Consider the following 20,280-nt stretch of genomic DNA (forward strand, 5'->3'; position numbering starts at 1 on the left):
TTTGACCGGTCGGCGTCCCGCTCGGTTAGCTCTGCGGGGAATCGGGAGAGCGGGGGAAAGGGGTGGTGGGCGTGGGCCGGAAGTTCGGGTGGCTCTGGGCGGCGTACGGGATCAGCACCCTCGGCACCTGGCTCGCCTTCGACGCGTTCGCGCTGATCGCGATCCTCGCGCTGCACGCCGGGCCGACCCGGGTGTCGGTGCTGGCGGCCGTGGGTCTCGCGGTGGGGGCCGTCGTGGCGGTGCCGCTGGGGCCGTGGGTGGAGTTCCGCCGCAAGCGGCCGGTGATGGTGGCGATGGACCTGGTCCGCTTCGTGGCGCTGATGAGCGTGCCCGCTGCCTACGCGCTCGGTCTGCTCGGCTTCGCACAACTCCTGGTCGTGTCGGTCGTCGTCGGTGCGGCCGACATCGCCTTCAGCGCGGCCAGTGGCGCCTATCTGAAGGCGCTCGTGCGGCCGGGGGACCTGCTCGTCGCCAACGGTCGCTTCGAGACCACGAACTGGACGGCCTCCGTCCTTGGGCCGCCGCTGGGTACGGCCGCGATCGGGCTGTTCGGGCCGGTGCTGACCGTGCTGGCCAATGCGGTCAGCTATCTGCTCTCCGCCGTGGGGGTCGCCGCGATCGGTGGTGGCGAGGCGCGGCCTCCGCGCGGCGGGGAGCGGCCGCGGGTCCGTGACCTCTTCGAGGGGTGGCGGTTCGTCCTGGCCCACCCGGGGCTGCGGCCGCTGTTCTTCAATACGGTCCTGGTCGGTGGGCTGATCATGGCCACCTTGCCGTTGTTGGCGGTGCTCATGCTCGGTGAGCTCGGCTTCGCGCCGTGGCAGTACGGGGTCGCCTTCGGTCTGCCGTGTGTCGGCGGTGTCATCGGGGCGCGGTTGGCCCGGCCGCTCGTGGGCCGCTTCGGGAGGGGGCGGGTCTTGCTCGCCACCGGGGTGCTGCGGGCCTGTTGGTCCCTCGGGCTGGGCTTCGTGCGGCCGGGGGTGGCGGGGCTCGTGCTGGTCGTCGTGGTCGAGTTCGGGCTGATCACCTGCATGGGGGTCTTCAACCCGGTCTTCGCCACCTACCGGCTCGAACGGGTCCCGGGGGATCGGGTCGCCCGGACGTTGGCGGCGTGGTCGGTCAGCAGCAAGCTGACGATCGCGGCCATGACGGGGGTGTGGGGGGTGTTGGCGGGGCTTGTCGGGTCGCGTGTGGCGATTGCCGTTGCCGGGGTGTTGATGCTGGGTACGTCGCTTCTGTTGCCGTGGGGGGAGGGCCGGGGGGTGGTCCCTGCCGAGGTGGATGCCGCGGCTTAGTTCCCTCCGGGGGCGCCTCAAACGCCGGCGGGGCTGGATGGGTCGGCCTTGGCCGTGCCGGCGGGCGGGATCCGTCGGCCTCGCCCGGGGACGCCTCAAACGCCGGCGGGGCTGGAATCGTCAGCCCTGTCGGGGGGCGCCTCAAACGCCGGCGGGGCTGGATGGGTCGGCCTGGTCGGGGGGCGCCTCAAGCGCCGGCGGGGCTGGAGGTGGCGGCCTGGGTTGGATAGGGCGGCCTGGTCGGGGGGCGCCTCAAACGCCGGCGGGGCTGGGGATGGCGGGGCTGGAGGTGGCGGCCTGGGTTGGATAGGGCGGCCTGGTCGGGGGGCGCCTCAAGCGTTGGTGGGGCTGGGTGGGCCGGTCTTGCCCGGAGGTGCCGGGGCTGGGGCTTTTCAGCCTCGCCGGCGTTTGAGGCGCCCCCGGAGGGGGTTAGGCGTTCAGCTCTGCCAGGACCCGGAGGGTGTGGGGGTCCGGGGCCGTGAGGAGGAGGTCGGTCACTGGGCCCTTGCGCCATAGGGTCAGGCGTTCCGCTATGCGTTCGCGCGGGCCGATCAGGGAGATCTCGTCGGCGAAGGCGTCCGGGACGGCGAGCACCGCCTCCTGTTTGCGGCCCGCGAGGAAGAGTTCCTGGATCCGGTGGGCCTCCTCCTCGTACCCCATGCGCGCCATCAGATCGGCGTGGAAGTTGCGGGCCGCGTGGCCCATGCCGCCGATGTAGAAGCCGAGCATGGCCTTGACCGGGAGCAGCCCCTCGGCGACGTCGTCGCAGACGTGGGCCCGGGCCATCGGCGCGATCATGAAGCCCTCGGGCAGCTCGGCGAGGGAGGCCCGGTAGACGTCGGTGCGGGTCGGGGACCAGTACAGCGGGAGCCAGCCGTCCGCGATCCGGGTGGTCTGGGCGATGTTCTTGGGCCCCTCGGCCCCCAGCAGCAGCGGCAGGTCCGCGCGCAGCGGGTGGGTGATCGGCCGCAGCGGCTTGCCGAGGCCGGTGCCGTCGGCCCCGCGGTACGGGTGGGTGTGGAAGCGGCCGTCGAGGGCCACCGGCGCCTCGCGGCGCAGCACCTGGCGGATGACGTCGACGTACTCGCGGGTGGCGGTCAGCGGGCTCGCGGGGAAGGGGCGGCCGTACCAGCCTTCGACCACCTGCGGCCCGGACAGCCCGAGGCCGAGCATCATCCGCCCGCCCGAGAGGTGGTCCAGGGTGAGGGCGTGCATGGCGGTGGCGGTCGGGGTGCGGGCCGCCATCTGCGCGATGGCGGTGCCGAGCCGGATCCGGGTGGTGTGCGCGGCGATCCAGGTGAGCGGGGTGAAGGCGTCCGACCCCCAGGCCTCGGCGGTCCAGACGGAGTCGTAGCCGAGCCGCTCGGCCTCGGTGGCGAGGTCGAGGTGGGCCGGGTCGGGGCCGCGGCCCCAGTAGCCGAGTGCGAGTCCGAGGCGCATGTACGGTCCCTCCGCGAGCCATATCTGACGGGGCGTCAGGAGACTGTAGGCCAACGGCCCCCCGCCCGGAAGGGCGGAGGGCCGTCGGTCCAGCGGTACGGGCGGGCGCGCGCTCAGCCGCGCTGGATGCCCGAGGTGTCGTTCAGCACGCCGCGCCGGTTGTCCGGCGTCTGGGCCACCAGCGCGGCCGGACCGCGCTGGTCCACCGCGAGGTACCAGGTACCCGGCACCAGTTCGGCGATCGGCGTCGGCGAGCCGTCCTCGGCGAAGAGGGGGCGCGCCACCGGCACCGCGAACCAGAAGGGGGCGAAGGCGCCGCCCGCCGCCGGCTGCGCGTCCTGCGGGGCCGCCGGGCTCGGGGTGGGCGCCGGGGCGCCGTGGCCGGAGTACGGCGGCGCCGGCTGCGGGGTCGTCCCGTACGGCGCGGGCTGCTGACCGCCCGGGTAGCCGTACCCGGCACCCGGCTGCGGCTGCCCGCCGTACGGCTGGGCGACCTGCGGCTTCGGCGCGGGCACCAGGGAGCCCGCCAGCGCGGGGATCTTCGACCCGGCGAGGGTGACGACCGCGAGCGCGACGTTCGCCACGAAGGCGATGACGCAGCCCGCCCCCAGCCCGGCCCCGGGCGGGCTGACGATCAGCGACCACAGCGAGGACCAGGCGGCGGCGACGGCGAGACCGGCGCCCCAGACCTCCAGGCCCTGCCCCGCGACCTTGCGCCCCGCCGGCAGCAGCCGGGTGGAGATGATCAGGGCCGCGGCGGCGATGCCGGTCAGGAAGACCGAGGGGAGGACGATGTTCAGCCGGTCCGTGTCCCACGCGTTCGGGATCCGGGCCTCGCAGGCCGCGAGCCCGGCGCAGTCCACGGAGTAGAAGTTGAGGAACGAGGCGATGAACAGCAGCACCGCTGCTCCGATCACCACGCCGTCGCCTCTAGTGAGGGAGCGGATGTTCACTTGGATGTCCTTCTCGGTCGTCTCGTCGTCTCGTCGTCTCGTGGTGCCGACGGGCCGCGGTCCACTGCGGAGCGGGGCGGCGGGCGGGCACCATCGTACGGACGTTTCGCGCGCCCGAGGGGTCAGGGGCCGTAGCCGGCCCCCTCTCCTACCCGCCGAGGAAGCCGACGATGCCGTTCGCGATGCCCTGGGCCGCCTTCTCGCGCCACTCGGGACTGGTCAGAAGCGCCGCGTCCTTGGGGTCGCGCATGTTCCCGCACTCGATGAACACCTTCGGACGCGTGGAGAGGTTGAGCCCGCCGAGGTCGTCGCGGACCACCAGGCCGGTACCGCCGCCCACGTAGTTGGAGGGCGCCGAACCCGTCGTCCGCGTGAAGTTCCCCGCGATCCGCTCGCCCAGCTCGCGCGACGGGCCGACGATCTTCGCGGTGTCCGCCGACCCGCCCTTGACCTTCGCCGGCAGGATCACGTGGAAGCCGCGGTTGCCCGCGGCGACGCCGTCGGCGTGGACCGAGACCACCGCGTCGGCGTTGGCCTCGTTGCCGATCCGGGCCCGCTCGTCGATGCAGGGGCCGAAGGGGCGGTCGGCGCGGTGCGTGAACACCACCTTGATCCCCTGGGCTTGCAGGATCGAGGCCATCCGCCGGGAGACGTCGAGGGTGAACTCGGCCTCCATGTAACCGGCGTTGGTGGTGGTGCCGGTGGTGTCGCACTCCTTCATGTTCGTGCCGATGTCGACCTGCTTGTCGATCTCGCTCGTGTGCTTGAAGTTGCCCGCGTTGTGCCCCGGGTCGATGACCACGACGCGTCCGGCCAGCGCCCCCTTGCCGGGGACCCCCGCCGCGGACGCGCCGGGGGAGGCGGAGGTGGACGGGCTCGCCGGAGCGGAGGCGGACGCCGAGGCCGACGCGGACGCCGAGGCGCTGCCCTGCGGGCGCGGTTGCGAGGAGCCCGGGGCGGCCGGCGGCTTCGCGGCGGCCGGCGGCCGGCCGTCGTCGGCGCCGGCCCCGGAGGTCACCTCCACCAGCACCCACCCGGCGAGGCAGAGCGGCGCGAGGGCGGCCACGGCCACGGCCAGCGTGGAGCGGCGTGTGAACCAGGGCCGGTCCGGATTGACCGAAGAGGCGGACTCGGGCTGCGGGGCACTGTCGTCGTACGGCACGTCGGCGATGCTAGACCCCGCCCCCGCCCCCCGTCCGGACCCTGACCCGTCCGAGGGCCGTGCGCACGCCCGGATGGAGTCCCCCGCGAGCGGCCCGCCCCTGGTCAGATACCGGTTCCGGTGCGGCGCAGGACGCGCAGCGAATCCGTCACGGAGACCTCCTCGAAGGCGCCGGACTCCAGCGCCCGCAGGTAGATCCGGTACGGCGCCTGCCCGCCGTCCGCCGGGTCGGGGAAGACGTCGTGGATGACCAGGGTCCCGCCGGGCGCCACGTGCGGGGCCCAGCCCTCGTAGTCCCCGGTGGCGTGCTCGTCGGTGTGCCCGCCGTCGATGAAGACGAAGCCCAGCGGGCCGCCCCAGGCCGCGGCCACCTTCGGCGAGCGCCCGACGATCGCGATCACGTGCTCCTCCAGGCCCGCCGCGTGCAGGGTCCGGCGGAAGGTGGGGAGGGTGTCCATGAGCCCGACCTCCGGGTCCACGACCGTCGGGTCGTGGTACTCCCAGCCCGGCTGCTGCTCCTCGCTGCCGCGGTGGTGGTCCACGGTGATCGCGCTCACGCCGGCCTCGCGGGCCGCGTCGGCGAGCAGGATCGTGGAGCGCCCGCAGTACGTGCCCACCTCCAGCAGCGGCAGCCCGAGCGAGGCGGCCTCGGCGGCCGCCTCGTACAGCGCGAGGCCCTCCCGTACGGGCATGAACCCCTTGGCCGCCTCGAAGGCGGCGAGGGTCTCCGGCTTGGGGCTGGCCATGGTGTTCCTCCAGGTGGTGGGGGGTGCGCGCGGTGCGGGTGGCGGCCCATGCTGCCCTACTGCCCGGTAGGGCGCTACGGGCGGGTCCTGGGCGCGGTCCTCCGGCGGGCCGGCCGGTCGCACTCGAACCACACCGTCTTGCCGGTCGCGGTCCCCTCCGTGCCCCACCGGTCCGTGACGGCCTCGACGAGCAGCAGCCCGCGCCCGCCCTCGCCCATGGGGGCCGGGTCGCGCGAGAGCCGGGGAGGCGAGGGGGACCCGTCCGTCACCTCCACCCGCAGCCCGCGCGGCCGCAGCAGGATCACCACCGCGCAGCCCCGCCCCGGCACGTGCCGCACCACGTTCGCGACCAGCTCGGTCAGCGCCAGCTCGGCCCCGTCGGCGAGGGGAGCCAGCCCCCAGCGGCCGAGCAGCATCCGCAGGATCCGCCGCATGTGCCGGGCGGAGTGCGCACCCACGGTGAAGCCCATCCGGTAGGTGCCGTCAACTTCCGTCGCGGAGTAGTCAGTTACGTGATTCACGTCACCAGGGTGGAGCGGTCTCACTACGCTCGGCTACGGACCGAAACGAACGCCTCACGGCGTGTACTTGGGGGTGACCGCTCATGGTCAACATCCGCGACCTCGATCCCAGCGCCTCGCCGCTGGACTACTACGGCTTCGAACTGCGCCGCCTGCGCCAGGAAGCCGGACTCAAACAGCACGCGCTCGGCAGCGTCATCTTCTGTACGGGCTCCCTCATCGGGCAGATCGAGACGGCGCGGAAGGTCCCGACCCGGGACTTCTCCGAGCGCGTTGACGCGGCGCTGGGCACGGACGGCATGTTCTCGCGCCTGGTGGGACTGGTGCTGCGGAGCCAACTGCCGACGTGGTTCCAGGCGTACGCGGAGATGGAGGCGAAGGCGGCGTACATCTCGTCGTTCCAGGCGCAGCTGGTGGATGGATTGCTGCAGACGCCCGACTATGCGCGGGCCCTGATGGGCGGTCGCTCCGTCGACGGACTCGACGCGAAGGTGGAAGCGCGGATGGATCGCCAGCGGATCCTCCAGCGCGAGAACCCGCCACTGATGTGGGTGGTGCTGGGCGAGGCGGCGCTCCACCAGGAGGTCGGCGGCCGGGAGGTCATGCGGAGCCAACTCGCCCACCTGTTGGCGGTGGAGGAGCGGGAGTGGGTGAAGGTGCAGATCCTGCCCTTCGAGGCGGGCGCGCACCCCGGATTGATGGGCTCGTTCAACCTGCTGCGGTTCGACGACGACCCGGATCTCGTCTACACGGAGGACTTCATCCAGGGCCACATGACGGCCAATCCGCAAGCTTTCAGGGAGGGTTCGCTCCGTTACGATCACTTGCAGGCCGCCGCTCTCTCCGTACAAGACTCGGCGGCGCGGATCGCCCGTGTAATGGAGGAACGCTATGGACACCATCCAGGACCTGTCGGGCGCACTCTGGCGTAAGTCGTCCTACAGTGGCGACACCGGCGGTCAGTGCGTCGAGTGTGCCCCCCTCGGCGGCGCCACCTGGCGCAAGTCCTCGTACAGCGGTGACAACGGCGGCAACTGCGTCGAGGTCGCCGCGCAGCCCCACCGGATCGCCGTGCGGGACTCCAAGAACCCCCAGCTGCCCGCCTTCACCGTGAGCCCGGCCGCCTTCGCGGAGTTCGTGCGCGGGCTCTGACGGCAGACCTGTCGCCGCTCCGGCCCGTGGTGGTCCGGAGCGGCGACCCGGCCAATGAACCTTTGGCTGAAGGGCATTCGCCTCCGACTTAGGGGTCGCTGGCCGAACGGGCTAAGAGGGAACGGTTCTTCGTCCGCCCATAGGGTGATTCGCCCCCTATGGGCGCTGCTTCCGCGGCGTGACCGGGAACCCTTACGCGGGTCCCACGTGCCGGTTGCGTCAAAGCAAGGCACGTTCTGGGGCTCCCGAACCCAAAGGAATCGAACCGTGCGCCTTCGCAATGCCCTGGCCGCCGCCCTCGGAGCGGCCGTACTCATCGTCGCCCTGCCCAGCTCCGCATCGGCGGCCACCGGGTCTCTCGACTTCAAGTACGGCGACGTGGCCGATCCCACCAACGATTCAATGCAGTTCCCGAACCTCAACCAGTGCTACGCGGTCCCCAAGGTGAACGGAGCGTACGTAGACGCCTACGCGCCCGAGAACCGCAGCAACGCGGATGCGGCGATGTTCCTCGACGCCCAATGCTATGACCCCGGTGAGGAAGGCCAGGAAGTCCTGCTCCACCCGGGCGACACGCGGGGGAACGACTACCACTTCCGCTCGGTGAGGTTCCTTCTCAGCTCCGGCTGAGTTCGACTTGTCGTTAACGAGTGCGGCCCCGTTGTTCCGGTCGCCCCGAGGCGATCGGTACAACGGGGCCGCACGCGTGACCTAGCCGGTCAGCCCGTCGATCTTCTGGGTGGCCACGATCACCTCGTACTTGACGTCGGTCGTCGTGTCGTTGTCCCACGTTTCGGTCAGGGTGATCCTGGCGCGGCCGTCTGCTTCGCCGTTATCCACCAGGGATCAGCTCTTGGGGACGTCGTTCCTGCGGAAGGGCGGGTCCTCGTGGTTGCCGTTCGCGCAGGCGGCGGCGGTACGGCATGGGGAACTCCCTGGGGGAACGGTGGGCGCGTGCGGGCGCATCGGGTACGTGGGGCCGGACAGTTAGGGCGTGGGGTCGGTCAGGCCGTCGATGCGCAGTCCAGAGGGCTGGACTTGGTACCAGACGTCCTGGTGGGTGCCGTCCTCGAAGTTCTCGGTCACGATGATCTTGGTGTGGGTCGCAGTGCTCGCGCCTGCCGCCGTCGACCAGGACGTGGGCATCGCATCTTTGCGGAAAACCGGGTTCACGCCGTGCTCGCCCTCCCAGACGATGAGTGCCTGGTCGAGTTCGGGGGTGAGGTACTCCTCGCGGATCTCGGCAGGGGACTTGCCATCTTTCTGACTGCCGGTCACGGCATCCTGGTAGTCCTGGAAGAAGGCGGCGACCTGCTGTTCCGGTCGCCCCGTCCGTGCAGAGGCGGCGGCCGGCGTCTGCTGGCCCTGAGCCTGGACGGGGAGCGCGAGCAGGCCGGAACCGGCGAGCAGCGCCGCGGCGCATGCGCCGATCACGGCGGTGCGGAGCGTGGGGCGGAAGGACACGGAAACTCCCTGGGGGATGGTGGTGGCCCGGCGCGGAAGATCCGCGGTTGACGGGCTACGCACTGGTGCGGGGGAGATCACGGGGTCTGGGTGATCGGTGAAGTGCTCTGCACGCGCTCTGCGCGGCCACGGGGTCTGGGTGGCGGCGAGAGCGGGAGTGACCACGGGGTCTGGGTGATCACGATGGCCGGACCCGCGCCCCGGTGAAGGGGGTTGCGAGCGGCTGACCGGGACCCATGGTGGCAAGCCACGCGGCCTTGGAGCGGCTGTGACGCGGGGGATTCACCCGATCGCATCGGGAGTGACGTTTCTCCGTGTGCGGTCGCTCGTCCATGGCCGCCGCAGGGTTCGGAGGCGAGCCGCATCAATCGAACAGTCCCATATGGGCGTTCGGGTGAACCTCTCGAGTCGCGGACGAGTTGGAGTCTGACGGGCTGTCAGCATGAGCCCCGATCGACGGCAGCCTTTCGCGTCCATCCGTCGTTGGCCGCGAAGTGATCGGTCAATCCCCCTAACCCGCAGGAGAGTTCCATGTCCAAGCGCGCCCTTTTCGCCTCCGCCGCCGCGACCCTGACCCTCGCGAGCCTCTGCGCCGCCGCCCCGGCCGAGGCCCGTGTCACGCCGGACAGCTGCGGCGGTGTCGTCTCCGACTACACCGGCACCGCGGGGGTGCCGGTCCCGTTCACCGGGACCCTGACCGTCGCCGTCGACAAGCAGCCTTCGTACGTCTACCAGATCACCATCACCTCGCAGGCGCTGAACAGCAACATCCTTCAGGTCAACGCCAAGCTGCTGAACGGTGAAGAGGTGTCCAAGACCTCCAGCTTCAAGCTCGACGTCGACACCCTGGGCCGGGGGAACATCACCTTCGACTCGCCGACCGGCATGGGCCACACCACGGGCGTGGGCTGCACCGGCCTGCTCTCTCCCACGCGCGTCACCAAGATGGTCGGCAAGATGACCGACCCGAACCCGAAGAACAACACGGTCGGGGAATTCACCGTCACCCGCCCCGCCCTCTGATCCTCGGGGTGCCGCTCCGGTCGCCTCCATGGCGGCCGGAGCGGGCCTTGCCTTCATGCTGCAACCAACCCGCCCTATTCTGTTGCGTGTTCGACCGGCCGGCTCAGGTCGGTCCGGACGACCGCAGCAGACCATCGGGGGACGGGCAGTATGGGCATCGCGCTGAACAGCGACGACAACGTCGACGGGGGCATAAAGCCGCTCGCGGCCACGGACCCGAGCAGGATCGGGCCGTACCTGTTGCTCGGGCGGCTCGGGGCCGGCGGGATGGGGCGGGTGTACCTGGCCCGGTCCGAGGGCGGACGTACGGTCGCGGTGAAGGTGGTGCACGAGGAGCACGTCTCGAACGCGCAGTTCCGGGCCCGCTTCCGCCGCGAGATCGAGGCGGCCGGCAAGGTCGGCGAGCGCTACACCGCGCCCGTCATCGACTCGGACCCGGACGCGGACCGGCCGTGGGTGGCCACGGGGTACGTGCCCGGGCTCTCGCTGGAGCAGATCGTGCGCCGGTACGGCCCGCTGCCGGTGGATTCCGTGCACGCGCTGGCCGAGGGGCTGCTGCGGGCGCTGAAGGACATCCATTCGGCCGGGATCGTGCACCGCGACCTCAAGCCCTCGAACGTGATGCTGACCGTCGAGGGCACCCGGGTCATCGACTTCGGGATCTCGCGCGCCCTGGAGACCTCGGTCGAGTCGCTGCTCACCAGCACCGGCATGGCCATCGGCTCGCCCGGATTCATGTCGCCCGAGCAGGTCCGCGGGCAGCGGGCCGGGGCGAAGAGCGACGTCTTCACCCTGGGCTGCGTGCTGGTGTACGCGGCCACGGGCAAGCTGCCGTTCGGGGACGGGGCCAGCAACCAGCACGCGGTGATGTTCCAGATCGTGGAGGGCGAGCCCGCCCTGGAGGTGGTCGAGGACGAGGCGCTGCGCGCCTTCATCGCCCGCTGCCTGGTCAAGGACGTGGAGGAGCGGCCCGGCGTGGCGGAGCTGCTGGCGGACCCGGAGCGGGTCCGTCCGGTGACGTCCGGCGGGGCCTGGCTGCCGCCGAAGGTGGTGGCGCGCCTCGCCCAGCAGGCGGCGCAGCTGCTCGACGCGGAGGCGGCGCCGCCCGCGCGGGATGAGGCCGCGCCCACCGACCGGGCGACGGTCGACCTGCGGAAGAAGGAGGCGGCCGACGCGCCGCCGGCGGGCCCGGTGCTCGTCCCGGTGGGCGCCGGCACGGCCCCCGGGGGCGAGCGCAAGGCGCGCCGGCGCTGGACGGTCGCCGTGCCGGCCGTCCTGGTCTTCACGGTCGGCGGCGGCACGGTGGCGCTGATCCAGCCCTTCGGCAGCGATGCCGGGGGCGCGGACAAGGCGGCGCCGCCGGTCGCGAGCGCCCCCGTGACGCCGGGCGCCGGGAGCGGCTCGCCTTCGGGGGCGGCGGCCGGTACGCCGACCCCGGGAGCCTCCGCGTCCCCGGGCCCCTCGGTCCCGGGGCAGCCGCCGGGTCAGGTCGGCGGGGCCGCGCAGGGCGGGCCGGCCGCGGGCGGCGGCGGGGCGCCCGGTGGCGGTGCGGGGAGCCCGGGCGGGGCCGCGGCCGGTACGGGCACCGACCCGACCAAGGGCTCCGGTGCGGCGGCCGGCGGCGCCGCGGCGGGAGGCGCCTCGACCCCCGGCGGCTCCGGTTCGCCGAGCGGCGGCGGCTCCTCCGACGGCGGTGTGGTCCCCTCGTACTTCGTCGGCTCCTGGAACTACGCGGGCCAGTTCAACATCGGCCAGCCGGGCACCGTGGTCATCGCCAAGTCCGGGTCCGTGCGCCTGATCGCCGAGACCCAGATGGGCCACTGCGAGTACACGGCGCGGGTGACGTCGGCGTCCAACGGCGGAGCCCGGATCAACCTCAGCGCCGCGACGGAGGACCAGGGCCGATCCAACAACCAGTTCTGCGGCACCCTCGACGCGTCCTTCTTCACCAGGAGCGACCCGTCCGGCATCCAGCACAACGTGGGACCGGCGCACGGGGAGGGGTACCCCTACCAACGCTGATCCGGCGGCTACGCGATCGGGCGCCCCCGAGTGAGAACGCGTTTCATTTCTGACCTTCCGTCAGAATGGAACGTGTTCTACTCTGCCGCGCATGGGCATCGGAATCACACAGGAACAGCGGGAGTTGGCCGACGCGATGCGCGGCTGGGTGGCGCGCGCCGTGCCGCCCGAGGAAGTGCGCAAGCTCCTCGACACCGCCCCGCGGGCCGGGGAACGGCCCGCCTACTGGGACGCGCTCGTCGAATCCGGGCTGCTCGCGCCGCACCTGGAGGGCGGCACCCTGCTCGACCTCGCCGTCGTGGTCGAGGAGGCCGCGCGCGGGGCGCTGCCCGGGCCGTTCCTGCCGAGCGCGCTGGCCTCCGTACTCCTCCAGCGGGCCGGGGCCGAGCCGCTGGACGGGCGGGTCGGGGCCGTGGCGCTGGGGCCCGGGACGCTGACCGCCGTGGCCGTCGAGGGCGGCGGGCACCTGCTCGACGGGACCGCGCCCCCGGTGCTCGGCGCGGGCGAGGCCGACCTGGTGGTGCTGGCCGCCGAGGCCGCGCACGGCACCCTGTGGTTCGCCGTGGACGCCGCCGCGCTGGACATCCGCACCCACGAGAGCGCCGACCCGACCCGGCCCACCGCCGAGGTGCGGGCGCGCGGGGTCGCCGTACCGCCCGGGCGGCTGCTGCCGCTGGAGGCGACCCTCGTGCGGGACGCGGCCTGCGCGCTCTTCGCCGCCGATGCCTGCGGCACCGCCGCCTGGGCGCTGCACACCGCCGCCGCATACGCCAAGGTGCGCGAGCAGTTCGGTCGGCCCATCGGGCAGTTCCAGGGGATCAAGCACCTGTGCGCCGACATGCTGGTGCGCCTCGAACAGGCCCGCGCGCTGGCCTGGGACGCGGCGCAGGCGCTGGACGAGGAGCCCGACGTACGCTCGCTGGCCGCGGCGCTGGCCGCCGGGACGGCCCTGGACGCCGCCTACTCCTGCGCCAAGGACTGCATCCAGGTGCTCGGCGGGATCGGCTTCACCTGGGAGCACGACGCCCACATCTACCTGCGCCGCGCCCTGGTCGCGCGCCAGCTGCTCGGCTCGGGCGACGGCCACCGGGTGCGGGCCGTGCGGCTCGCGGCGGGCGGCGCGCGGCGCGAACTGCGCCTGGAACTCCCGGCGGAGGCCGAGACCCACCGCGAGCGGGCCCGTACCGCCATCGCGGACGCGCGCGGCCTCGACCCGGCCGCCGCCCGCCGGGTGCTGGCCCCCACCGGTTACGCCGCCCCCTACCTGCCCCCGCCCTACGGGCTCGGGGCCGGCCCGGTCGAGCAGCTCGTCGTCCAGCAGGAGCTGAAGGAGGCCGGGGTCAGGCTCGCCGACCTCGGCATCGCCACCTGGGTGGTGCCCTCGCTGCTCGCCTACGGGACGCCCGAACAGCGGGAGCGGTACCTGCTGCCCACCCTGCGCGGAGACGTCACCTGGTGCCAGCTCTTCTCCGAGCCGGGCGCGGGCTCCGACCTCGCCTCGCTGCGCACGAAGGCCGAGCGCACGGAGCGGGGCACCTGGCTGGTCAACGGGCAGAAGGTGTGGACGAGTTCCGCGCACAGCGCCGACTTCGGGATCCTGCTCGCCCGGACCGACCCGGACGCGCCCAAGCACAAGGGGCTCGGGTACTTCGTCGTCGACATGAAGGGGGCGCGCGGGATCGACGTACGCCCCCTCAAGGAGATCACCGGCGAGGCCCTCTTCAACGAGGTGTACTTCGACGACGTCGAGCTGCCCGCCGACGCGCTGGTCGGCGCGGCCGACGGCGGCTGGAAGGTCGCCCGCAACACCCTCGGCAACGAGCGCGTCCACATGGCCGACCAGATGACCTTCGACACCGGCCTCGAAGCGCTGATCGCCCGCTCGGCCGACCTCGACGGCGCGGGCCGGGCCCGGATCGGCGCGCTCGCCGCCGAAGCGCACGCCCTGGCCTGCATCGGGCTGCGCACCACCCTCCAGCAGGTGTCCGGGCTGGAACCGGGGGCGGGCGCGTCCGTGCGCAAACTCGTCCAGACCCCGCACCAGCAGCGGACCGCCGAGCTGGCGCTCGAACTGCTGGGCCCGGCGGGAGCGGTGCGCGAGGGGGCGGGGGAGCGGGCGGTGCACGGGATGCTCATGTCGCGCTGCCTGACCATCGCCGGCGGCACCACACAGGTCCAGCTCAATGTCGTGGCCGAGCGCATCCTCGGTCTTCCCCGGGACTAGGAGACAGCGGAATGAAGTCGTACATCGTGGGCGTCGGCATGACGAAGTTCGAGAAGCCGGAGTCGCGGGACTGGCAGTACTGGGACATGGCCAAGGAGGCCGGGACCGCGGCGCTCGCGGACGCGGGCGTGGACTACGGCCTGGTCGAGCAGGTGCCGGTGGGCTACTGCTTCCAGGCCTCCACCGCCGGCCAGCGGGCGGCGTACGAGCTGGGCCTGAGCGGGGTCCCCGTCTACAACGTCAACAACAACTGCGCGACGGGCTCGACGGCGCTGATGATGGCCCGGCAGTTCGTCGAGGGCGGCCTCAACGACTGCGTGCTCGCGCTCGGCTTCGAGAAGATGAAGCGGGGCGCGCTGGGCGGCGGCGCGGACGGGGGCGACTTCAAGACGTCCCCGGTGGCCCGGCACTACGGGATCATGGCCGCGGGGCACGGCTTCGAGATGACCCCGCCGACCGCGCAGATCTTCGGGAACGCGGCGCGCGAGCACATGGAGCGGTACGGGACCACCGAGGCGCAGCTGGCGGCGGTCGGCGCGAAGAACCACCGGCACTCGGCGAACAACCCGAACGCGCAGTTCCAGGACGTCTACACGGTCGAGGAGATCCTCGCCGCCAAGACCATCCACCGGCCGCTGACCAAGCTCCAGTGCTCACCGACCTCGGACGGCGCGGCGGCGGCGCTGGTGGTCTCGGAGCGGTTCGTGGAGGCGCACGGGCTGGGGGAGCGGGCCGTCGAGATCGTGGCGCAGTCGATGACCACGGACACGGGGGAGTCGTTCGCCTCGGGCTCGTGCATCGACGTGGTGGGCAAGCCGATGACGGCGGCCGCGGCGCGGCAGGTCTACGAGCGCTCCGGGCTCGGGATCGAGGACGTGGACGTCATCGAGCTGCACGACTGCTTCTCGGTCAACGAGCTGCTGACCTACGAGGCGCTGGGCATGTGCGAGGACGGGGCGTCGGGCAAGCTCGTGGAGAGCGGGGCGACGACCTACGGGGGGCGCTGGGTGGTCAACCCTTCCGGCGGTCTCATCTCCAAGGGCCACCCGCTGGGGGCCACCGGTCTGGCGCAGGCCGCGGAGCTGGTGTGGCAGCTGCGCGGCACGGCGGGGGCCCGGCAGGTGCCGGGGGCGAGCGTGGGGCTGGCGCACAACATCGGCCTGGGCGGCGCGGCGGTGGTGACGCTGCTGCGCAAGTAGGCGCCGGGGCCGCCGGGGGCGCCCCGCATTCCCCCGGCCAACACCGGGAGGGGGCGCCCCGGGCCAACGACCCGCCGGTCAGCCCGTGAAGGACTCGGGGCCGAAGCGGCCCCACACCACGAAGGCGGCCAGGGCGAGGTAGACCAGGTCCACCACCATGTACGCGGTCTCGTGACGTCGTATGCGGGTGAGCGCCGCGCCGGCCATCATCAGCACCAACCCGAGAGCCGCCAGGGGCACCAGAACCGGTGCGGTGCCGAGCACGGCGGGCAGGACCAGGCCCACCGCGGCCAGCACCTCGAGAGCTCCGATGGTCTTGACGACGCCGGCGCTGAAGTCCTCGACCCACCGGGCGCTGGGGCCGGCGGCGGCGATCTTCTCCTTCGGCACGATCACCTTGAAGGCACCGCCGAGCAGGTAGGCGGCGGCGAGCAGTCCTGCGGTGATCCACAGGGCGAGGTCCATGGGCTGTGTCCTTGCGTGGTGTCGGCACAGGGCGCTGAGGTCGGGCGTTCGCGTGGCGAGGGACGGTCAGCCGTGCTGGCCGGGCTGGTAGTCGCCCGCGGGCTGCTGGGTCATGACGTTTCCTCGGTTGAAGGCGTTGATGATGGCGATCTGGGCCACCAGGTCCGCGAGCTGGTCATCGTCGTAGTACTTGGCCGCGTTCGCCCAGACCGCGTCCGAGACCCCGCCGGCCGCGTCGGCGATGCGGGTGCCTTCTTCGGCCAGCTCCAGGGCCGCGCGTTCGGCGTCGGTGAACACCGTGGCCTCCCGCCAGGCCACGACGAGGTGGAGGCGTACGGCGCTCTCCCCGGCGTGCGCGGCATCCTTGGTGTGCATGTCGATGCATCCGGCGCAGCCGTTGATCTGGCTCGCGCGGAGCATCACCAACTCCCGGGTGGAGGCCGGCACGGTCGACTCCGCGAGCGCCCTGCTCGCGGCGACGACGTGCCTCATGGCCTTGGCGGCGACGGGGCTGTTCATGAAGTTGAGCCGAGCGTTCATCGTGCACTCCTCGTGCCTGGTTCCTGCTGTTCGCTGTGTCGCCCTCTAAGACAGGACGCTCCGACGGCCTGTGACAGGGGCCGGTGTGACCTGCGTCTCCCCGCCGGGCCGCGACGGCCCGCCGAGGGCCGACCGGGATCCCTCGGATACCCTCTGGTCGTTCTGCGGATCTCGGAATGGGCAGACGGGGCGTGCCCGAACTGAGCATCGCCGTACACGAGTTGGGGAGGGGCTGCGTGTCGGGGGGAACGGATGCGAGGGACGAGGCCGGCTACCGACCGCTGATGTTCTCCATCGCCTACGGGATGACCGGATCGGTGGGCGACGCCGAGGACCTCGTTCAGGACGCGTTCCTCGGCCTGACCCGGGCGCAGCGGGCGGGCACCGTGATCTCCGCACCGAAGGCGTACCTGACCACGGCCGTGACGCGGTTGGGGATCAACCACCTGGGCTCGGCGCGGGTGCGGAGGGAGACCTACGTGGGGAACTGGTTGCCCGAACCGGTCGTCGTGACCAACGACCGGCCGGGACCGGTCGAACACGCCGAGCTGGCCGACTCGCTGTCCATGGCGTTCCTCGTCCTGTTGGAGGCCCTTTCCCCGGTGGAACGTGCGGTGTTCATGCTGCGCGAGGTGTTCGGGTACGACTACCCGGACGTGGCGAGGGCCACCGGCAAGTCCGAGGTGAACTGCCGGCAGATCTTCGCCCGCTCCAAGAAGCGCATCGCCGCGGCCGGGCCGGACGCGGACGGCGCGCCGTCCCCCGCCCGGCGGGCCGAGGGCGACGAGCTCGCCCGCACGTTCTTCGAGGCGGCCGAGGGCGGCGACCTGGACGCGCTGCTCGGCATGCTCGCGCCCGATGTCGTGTACTACGGGGACGGTGGCGGCAAGGCGCGGGCGGCCAGGCATCCGGTGGCCGAACCGCGGCGCGTGGGGCAACTGCTCGTCGGCGGATTCCGTCGGATCCGGAGCCTCGGTGCGCAACTCCGTCCGGCCCGGGTCAACAGCCGCCCGGGACTCGTGACGTACGACCCCGAGGGCCGGGTGGTCAACGTGGTCGAGCTGGACATCGTCGACGGTGTGATCCGGGCGATCCACTCCGTGTCCAACCCCGACAAGCTCGGCCACCTCGGACCGGTGTCCGACCTGGCGCGACTGCCGGAGAAGTAGTCCACCCGTCCCGCGGCGCTGCCGCTGCGCAGGTAGTGGGCCAGGGGCACCGAGCCGCGCAGCCGGCATCCCCCTGCGCCCGGGCGGAGGGGGTCGGCGCCTTCTTGTCGGAGAACGCGCGGATCCACCGCACCCCGCCCCGGGCCGCGGTCCACAGGCTTCCGGAAGCGTCGAGCGGCGCGAGCGCGGCCGTACGCCGCAATCCACCGACAGGATCCGCGAACCGCCGCCGTGCGACCGTGCGCCTCAGGCCGGGCGCAGGGCCGGGTCGATGACCGTTTCGCCCGTCGAGGCGCGGCGGATCGAGTCGGCCAGGTCCTCGATCGGTACGTCGCGCAGGACCAGCCCGGCCGCGCCCGCGGCCAGGGTCGCGTCCAGCAGGCCGGGGTGGGCCGAGCCCGTCATGACCAGGACCGCACACTCCGGGTCGTCCTCGTGCACGGCGGCCACCGCCTCCGGTGCCTGGACCAGGGCCACCGCCGGGCGGGCCGTCGTGGAGGGCACCACCTCGATGTCCGGCTGGAGGCCGAGCCGCAGGGCCAGGGCCGGGTCCGGCGGGAGCAGGAGGACCCGCAGGGACTTGGTGGGCCGGTGCTCCCGGGGCATTTCGTTCACGGGGTCAGGGTAGGTCGCCCGGCGTGCGCGGAGGCGGGGAACACACCCGGCCAAAGGGGAAACTGACGAGAGGTCAGGAGTCTTCCCAAGTGCTGGGACGTGCGTTATACATTCCTTCATCGGTCCTAGAACGCGTTCTAGAACGCGCCAGAACGTGGCGAACGCGTCGGGGGCCGACCCGTATACGACCTCGGTGCGGCCGACGGTGCGGACGGTCGCACCGAGGTCTTCCACTGGCGTGGAACGACGCACGCCGATGAACAAGGAGCAGCATCCTCAATGCCGATCGATGCCGCCAAGGCCCTCGCCGCCGACCCCCGTGTGGGGGACATCGGCTGGGACCACAAGGACATCCAGCTCTACCACCTCGGCCTCGGCGCCGGCCTGCCCGCCACCGACCCCGACGAGCTGCGCTACACCCTGGAGTCCAAGCTCCACGTGCTGCCCAGCTTCGCGACCGTCGCGGGCGCGGGCATGGCCATGCTCGGCGGGCTCGCCGCCCCCGGGATCCAGGTCGACCTGACCGCCGTCCTGCACGGCGGCCACTCCATCGAGCTGCACCGGCCGATCCCGGTCAAGGGGCAGGCCACCTCCACCTCCAAGGTCGCCGCCGTCTACGACAAGGGGAAGGCGGCCGTCATCGTGCTGCGCTCCGAGGTCGCCGACGCCGACGGCCCGCTGTGGACCAGCGACGCGCAGCTCTTCGTCCGCGGCGAGGGGGGCTTCGGCGGGGAGCGCGGACCCTCGGTCCGCGGCGAGGCGCCCGAGCGCGCGCCCGACCGCGTCGAGGAGCGGCGCATCCGCGAGGAGCAGGCGCTGCTGTACCGCCTGTCGGGCGACTGGAACCCGCTGCACGCCGACCCCGAGTTCGCCAAGCTGGCCGGCTTCGACCGGCCGATCCTGCACGGGCTGTGCTCGTACGGCATGACCCTCAAGGCCGTCGTCGACACGGTCCTGGGCGGGGACGTGAGCCGGGTGCGCGCCTACCGCACCCGCTTCGCCGGGATCGTCTTCCCCGGCGAGACGCTCCGGATGCGGATGTGGCAGGAGCCCGGGCGGGTGCTGGTGTCGGTGACCGCCGCCGAGAGGGACGACGCGCCGGTCCTCGCCGACACCGTGGTCGAGCACGCGTAACGACAGTACGAGCGCCAGAACCAGTACCTCCAGCAGAGGAGCCGCATCGTGCGCGCAGCACTCCAGAGCCAGATAGGCCAGGACAAGCTCGAAGTCGTCGAGGACATGGAAGCCGTGGGCTTCGGCCCCGGCAAGGTGAAGATCCGGATCAAGGCCACCGGCCTGTGCCACTCCGACCTGTCCGCGATGAGCGGGGTGCTGCCGCAGCCCGCGCCCTTCATCCCCGGCCACGAGGGCTCGGGCGAGGTGGTGGACGTCGGTGACGGGGTCACCAGCCACAAGATCGGCGACCGGGTGCTGGTCTGCTGGCTGCCGCCCTGCGGGCACTGTCCGTCATGCAAGCGCGGCCAGGGTCACCTGTGCCTGGAGGCCTTCGGCAACGTCGCCACCCCCAACTTCCGCCGCGGGGACAGCGACATCTTCGGCTTCGCCGGCACGGGCACCTTCGCCGAGGAGATGGTGGTCCCGGCGGGCTGCGCCGTACCGATCCCCGACGACGTCCCCTTCGACATCGCCGCCCTGATCGGCTGCGGGGTGACCACGGGGCTCGGCGCGGCCATCAACACGGCCAAGGTGGAGGCCGGTTCCTCGGTCGCGGTGATCGGCTGCGGCGGCGTCGGCATCTCCGTCATCCAGGGCGCCAAGGTGCAGGGCGCGGCGCAGATCGTCGCCGTGGACCCGGTCGAGTCGCGGCGCGAGGCGGCCCTGCGGTTCGGGGCGACCGAGGCGGTGGCACCGGAGGCGTTCGGCGACGCCAAGAACCGGATCACCGGCGGGGAGGGCTTCGACTACGTCTTCGAGGTGGTCGGCAAGTCCCAGACCACGCAGACGGCCTACGAGATGACCCGGCGCGGCGGTTCGGTCGTGGTGGTCGGCGCGGGCGCCCTCGACGACAACTACTCGATCAACATGTTCTCGCTGTTCTTCGACGAGAAGAAGATCCTCCCGTCGATGTACGGCGGCGGGGACGTCCTGCGGTCCTACGAGCGGACCATCAACCTCTGGCGGGCCGGCCGGGTGGACCTGGCGGGCCTGATCACGCACCGGGTGCGGCTGGCCGAGGTCAACGACGCGCTCGACCAGATGCGCACGGGCGTGGCCCTGCGCACCTGCATCGAACTCTGACCACGACCCCGACATACGGCTTCCGAGAGGAAAG

21 protein-coding genes are annotated in these 20,280 nt (G+C 72.4%); 11 read left to right on the plus strand and 10 right to left on the minus strand.

Features of this window, described 5'->3' with window-relative positions:
• Positions 1 to 71: 71 nt before the first annotated feature.
• Positions 72 to 1,292, plus strand: a complete 1,221-nt coding sequence (locus tag ACZ4UB_RS10320) for an MFS transporter (protein WP_468069584.1) — start codon at positions 72 to 74, stop codon at positions 1,290 to 1,292.
• A gap of 429 nt (positions 1,293 to 1,721) precedes the next feature.
• Here the strand turns inward: ACZ4UB_RS10320 and ACZ4UB_RS10325 are convergent, their stop codons facing one another.
• The 5 genes from ACZ4UB_RS10325 to ACZ4UB_RS10345 all read right to left on the minus strand — a co-directional run bounded on the left by ACZ4UB_RS10325 (position 1,722) and on the right by ACZ4UB_RS10345 (position 6,063).
• Positions 1,722 to 2,732, minus strand: coding sequence for an LLM class F420-dependent oxidoreductase (locus ACZ4UB_RS10325; RefSeq protein WP_468069585.1), 1,011 nt, complete (start codon positions 2,730 to 2,732; stop codon positions 1,722 to 1,724).
• A 113-nt stretch (positions 2,733 to 2,845) separates the two neighbouring features.
• Positions 2,846 to 3,685 (minus strand): hypothetical protein, encoded by an 840-nt coding sequence (locus ACZ4UB_RS10330; protein ID WP_354384278.1) that lies wholly within the window; start codon positions 3,683 to 3,685, stop codon positions 2,846 to 2,848.
• A 148-nt stretch (positions 3,686 to 3,833) separates the two neighbouring features.
• Positions 3,834 to 4,847 carry an N-acetylmuramoyl-L-alanine amidase gene (locus ACZ4UB_RS10335; protein ID WP_468069586.1) on the minus strand — a complete coding sequence of 338 codons (1,014 nt, stop codon included), beginning with the start codon at positions 4,845 to 4,847 and terminating at the stop codon, positions 3,834 to 3,836.
• Between the two features lie 104 nt (positions 4,848 to 4,951).
• Positions 4,952 to 5,593 (minus strand): class I SAM-dependent methyltransferase, encoded by a 642-nt coding sequence (locus ACZ4UB_RS10340; protein ID WP_468069588.1) that lies wholly within the window; start codon positions 5,591 to 5,593, stop codon positions 4,952 to 4,954.
• 74 nt (positions 5,594 to 5,667) lie between these two features.
• Entirely contained in the window at positions 5,668 to 6,063 is a 396-nt protein-coding gene (locus ACZ4UB_RS10345) for an ATP-binding protein (protein WP_468069669.1), read from the minus strand.
• Positions 6,064 to 6,197: 134 nt separating this feature from the next.
• On the opposite strand from ACZ4UB_RS10345, the gene ACZ4UB_RS10350 reads away from it, so the two are divergent.
• From ACZ4UB_RS10350 to ACZ4UB_RS10360, 3 genes are all read left to right on the plus strand, one after another.
• Positions 6,198 to 7,046 (plus strand): helix-turn-helix domain-containing protein, encoded by an 849-nt coding sequence (locus ACZ4UB_RS10350; protein WP_468069589.1) that lies wholly within the window; start codon positions 6,198 to 6,200, stop codon positions 7,044 to 7,046.
• Complete coding sequence (locus ACZ4UB_RS10355; RefSeq protein ID WP_468069590.1) at positions 7,006 to 7,266, plus strand: DUF397 domain-containing protein; 261 nt, start codon at positions 7,006 to 7,008, stop codon at positions 7,264 to 7,266. Before ACZ4UB_RS10350 ends, ACZ4UB_RS10355 begins: the two co-directional genes overlap by 41 nt.
• Positions 7,267 to 7,533: 267 nt before the next feature.
• Positions 7,534 to 7,896 carry a hypothetical protein gene (locus tag ACZ4UB_RS10360; protein WP_468069591.1) on the plus strand — a complete coding sequence of 121 codons (363 nt, stop codon included), beginning with the start codon at positions 7,534 to 7,536 and terminating at the stop codon, positions 7,894 to 7,896.
• An 81-nt stretch (positions 7,897 to 7,977) separates the two neighbouring features.
• Here ACZ4UB_RS10360 and ACZ4UB_RS10365 read toward each other — a convergent pair whose 3' ends face one another.
• Positions 7,978 to 8,106: a hypothetical protein gene (locus ACZ4UB_RS10365; RefSeq protein WP_468069592.1), complete on the minus strand. Its 129-nt coding sequence runs from the start codon at positions 8,104 to 8,106 to the stop codon at positions 7,978 to 7,980.
• A gap of 147 nt (positions 8,107 to 8,253) precedes the next feature.
• A complete protein-coding gene (locus tag ACZ4UB_RS10370; protein ID WP_468069593.1) occupies positions 8,254 to 8,730 on the minus strand; it encodes a hypothetical protein in 477 nt (158 codons plus the stop codon).
• A gap of 531 nt (positions 8,731 to 9,261) precedes the next feature.
• On the opposite strand from ACZ4UB_RS10370, the gene ACZ4UB_RS10375 reads away from it, so the two are divergent.
• The 4 genes from ACZ4UB_RS10375 to ACZ4UB_RS10390 all read left to right on the plus strand — a co-directional run bounded on the left by ACZ4UB_RS10375 (position 9,262) and on the right by ACZ4UB_RS10390 (position 15,198).
• Positions 9,262 to 9,753 (plus strand): hypothetical protein, encoded by a 492-nt coding sequence (locus tag ACZ4UB_RS10375; protein ID WP_468069594.1) that lies wholly within the window; start codon positions 9,262 to 9,264, stop codon positions 9,751 to 9,753.
• A gap of 150 nt (positions 9,754 to 9,903) precedes the next feature.
• A complete protein-coding gene (locus tag ACZ4UB_RS10380; RefSeq protein ID WP_468069597.1) occupies positions 9,904 to 11,775 on the plus strand; it encodes a serine/threonine-protein kinase in 1,872 nt (623 codons plus the stop codon).
• A gap of 91 nt (positions 11,776 to 11,866) precedes the next feature.
• Positions 11,867 to 13,999 (plus strand): acyl-CoA dehydrogenase, encoded by a 2,133-nt coding sequence (locus tag ACZ4UB_RS10385; protein WP_468069598.1) that lies wholly within the window; start codon positions 11,867 to 11,869, stop codon positions 13,997 to 13,999.
• A gap of 11 nt (positions 14,000 to 14,010) precedes the next feature.
• Positions 14,011 to 15,198 (plus strand): lipid-transfer protein, encoded by a 1,188-nt coding sequence (locus tag ACZ4UB_RS10390; protein WP_468069600.1) that lies wholly within the window; start codon positions 14,011 to 14,013, stop codon positions 15,196 to 15,198.
• 78 nt (positions 15,199 to 15,276) lie between these two features.
• Here ACZ4UB_RS10390 and ACZ4UB_RS10395 read toward each other — a convergent pair whose 3' ends face one another.
• The gene (locus ACZ4UB_RS10395; RefSeq protein ID WP_468069602.1) at positions 15,277 to 15,663 is read right to left on the minus strand and encodes a DoxX family protein; all 387 of its coding nucleotides are present in this window, start codon (positions 15,661 to 15,663) and stop codon (positions 15,277 to 15,279) included.
• A 66-nt stretch (positions 15,664 to 15,729) separates the two neighbouring features.
• Positions 15,730 to 16,203, minus strand: coding sequence for a carboxymuconolactone decarboxylase family protein (locus tag ACZ4UB_RS10400; protein ID WP_468069604.1), 474 nt, complete (start codon positions 16,201 to 16,203; stop codon positions 15,730 to 15,732).
• A gap of 236 nt (positions 16,204 to 16,439) precedes the next feature.
• Here ACZ4UB_RS10400 and sigJ point away from each other — a divergent pair, with 236 nt between their 5' ends.
• On the plus strand, positions 16,440 to 17,372 hold the full coding sequence (sigJ, locus tag ACZ4UB_RS10405) for an RNA polymerase sigma factor SigJ (RefSeq protein WP_468069607.1): 933 nt from the start codon (positions 16,440 to 16,442) through the stop codon (positions 17,370 to 17,372).
• 246 nt (positions 17,373 to 17,618) lie between these two features.
• On the opposite strand, the gene ACZ4UB_RS10410 is transcribed toward sigJ, so the two are convergent.
• Positions 17,619 to 17,978: a response regulator gene (locus ACZ4UB_RS10410; protein WP_468069670.1), complete on the minus strand. Its 360-nt coding sequence runs from the start codon at positions 17,976 to 17,978 to the stop codon at positions 17,619 to 17,621.
• 288 nt (positions 17,979 to 18,266) lie between these two features.
• Here ACZ4UB_RS10410 and ACZ4UB_RS10415 point away from each other — a divergent pair, with 288 nt between their 5' ends.
• Together ACZ4UB_RS10415 and ACZ4UB_RS10420 are read left to right on the plus strand one after the other, a co-directional pair.
• Complete coding sequence (locus ACZ4UB_RS10415; protein WP_354384294.1) at positions 18,267 to 19,121, plus strand: MaoC/PaaZ C-terminal domain-containing protein; 855 nt, start codon at positions 18,267 to 18,269, stop codon at positions 19,119 to 19,121.
• A gap of 48 nt (positions 19,122 to 19,169) precedes the next feature.
• Positions 19,170 to 20,246 carry a Zn-dependent alcohol dehydrogenase gene (locus ACZ4UB_RS10420; protein ID WP_354384295.1) on the plus strand — a complete coding sequence of 359 codons (1,077 nt, stop codon included), beginning with the start codon at positions 19,170 to 19,172 and terminating at the stop codon, positions 20,244 to 20,246.
• The last annotated feature ends 34 nt before the right edge of the window (positions 20,247 to 20,280 follow it).

The sequence above is a fragment of the Streptomyces sp. NPDC028419 genome, from assembly GCF_055565515.1.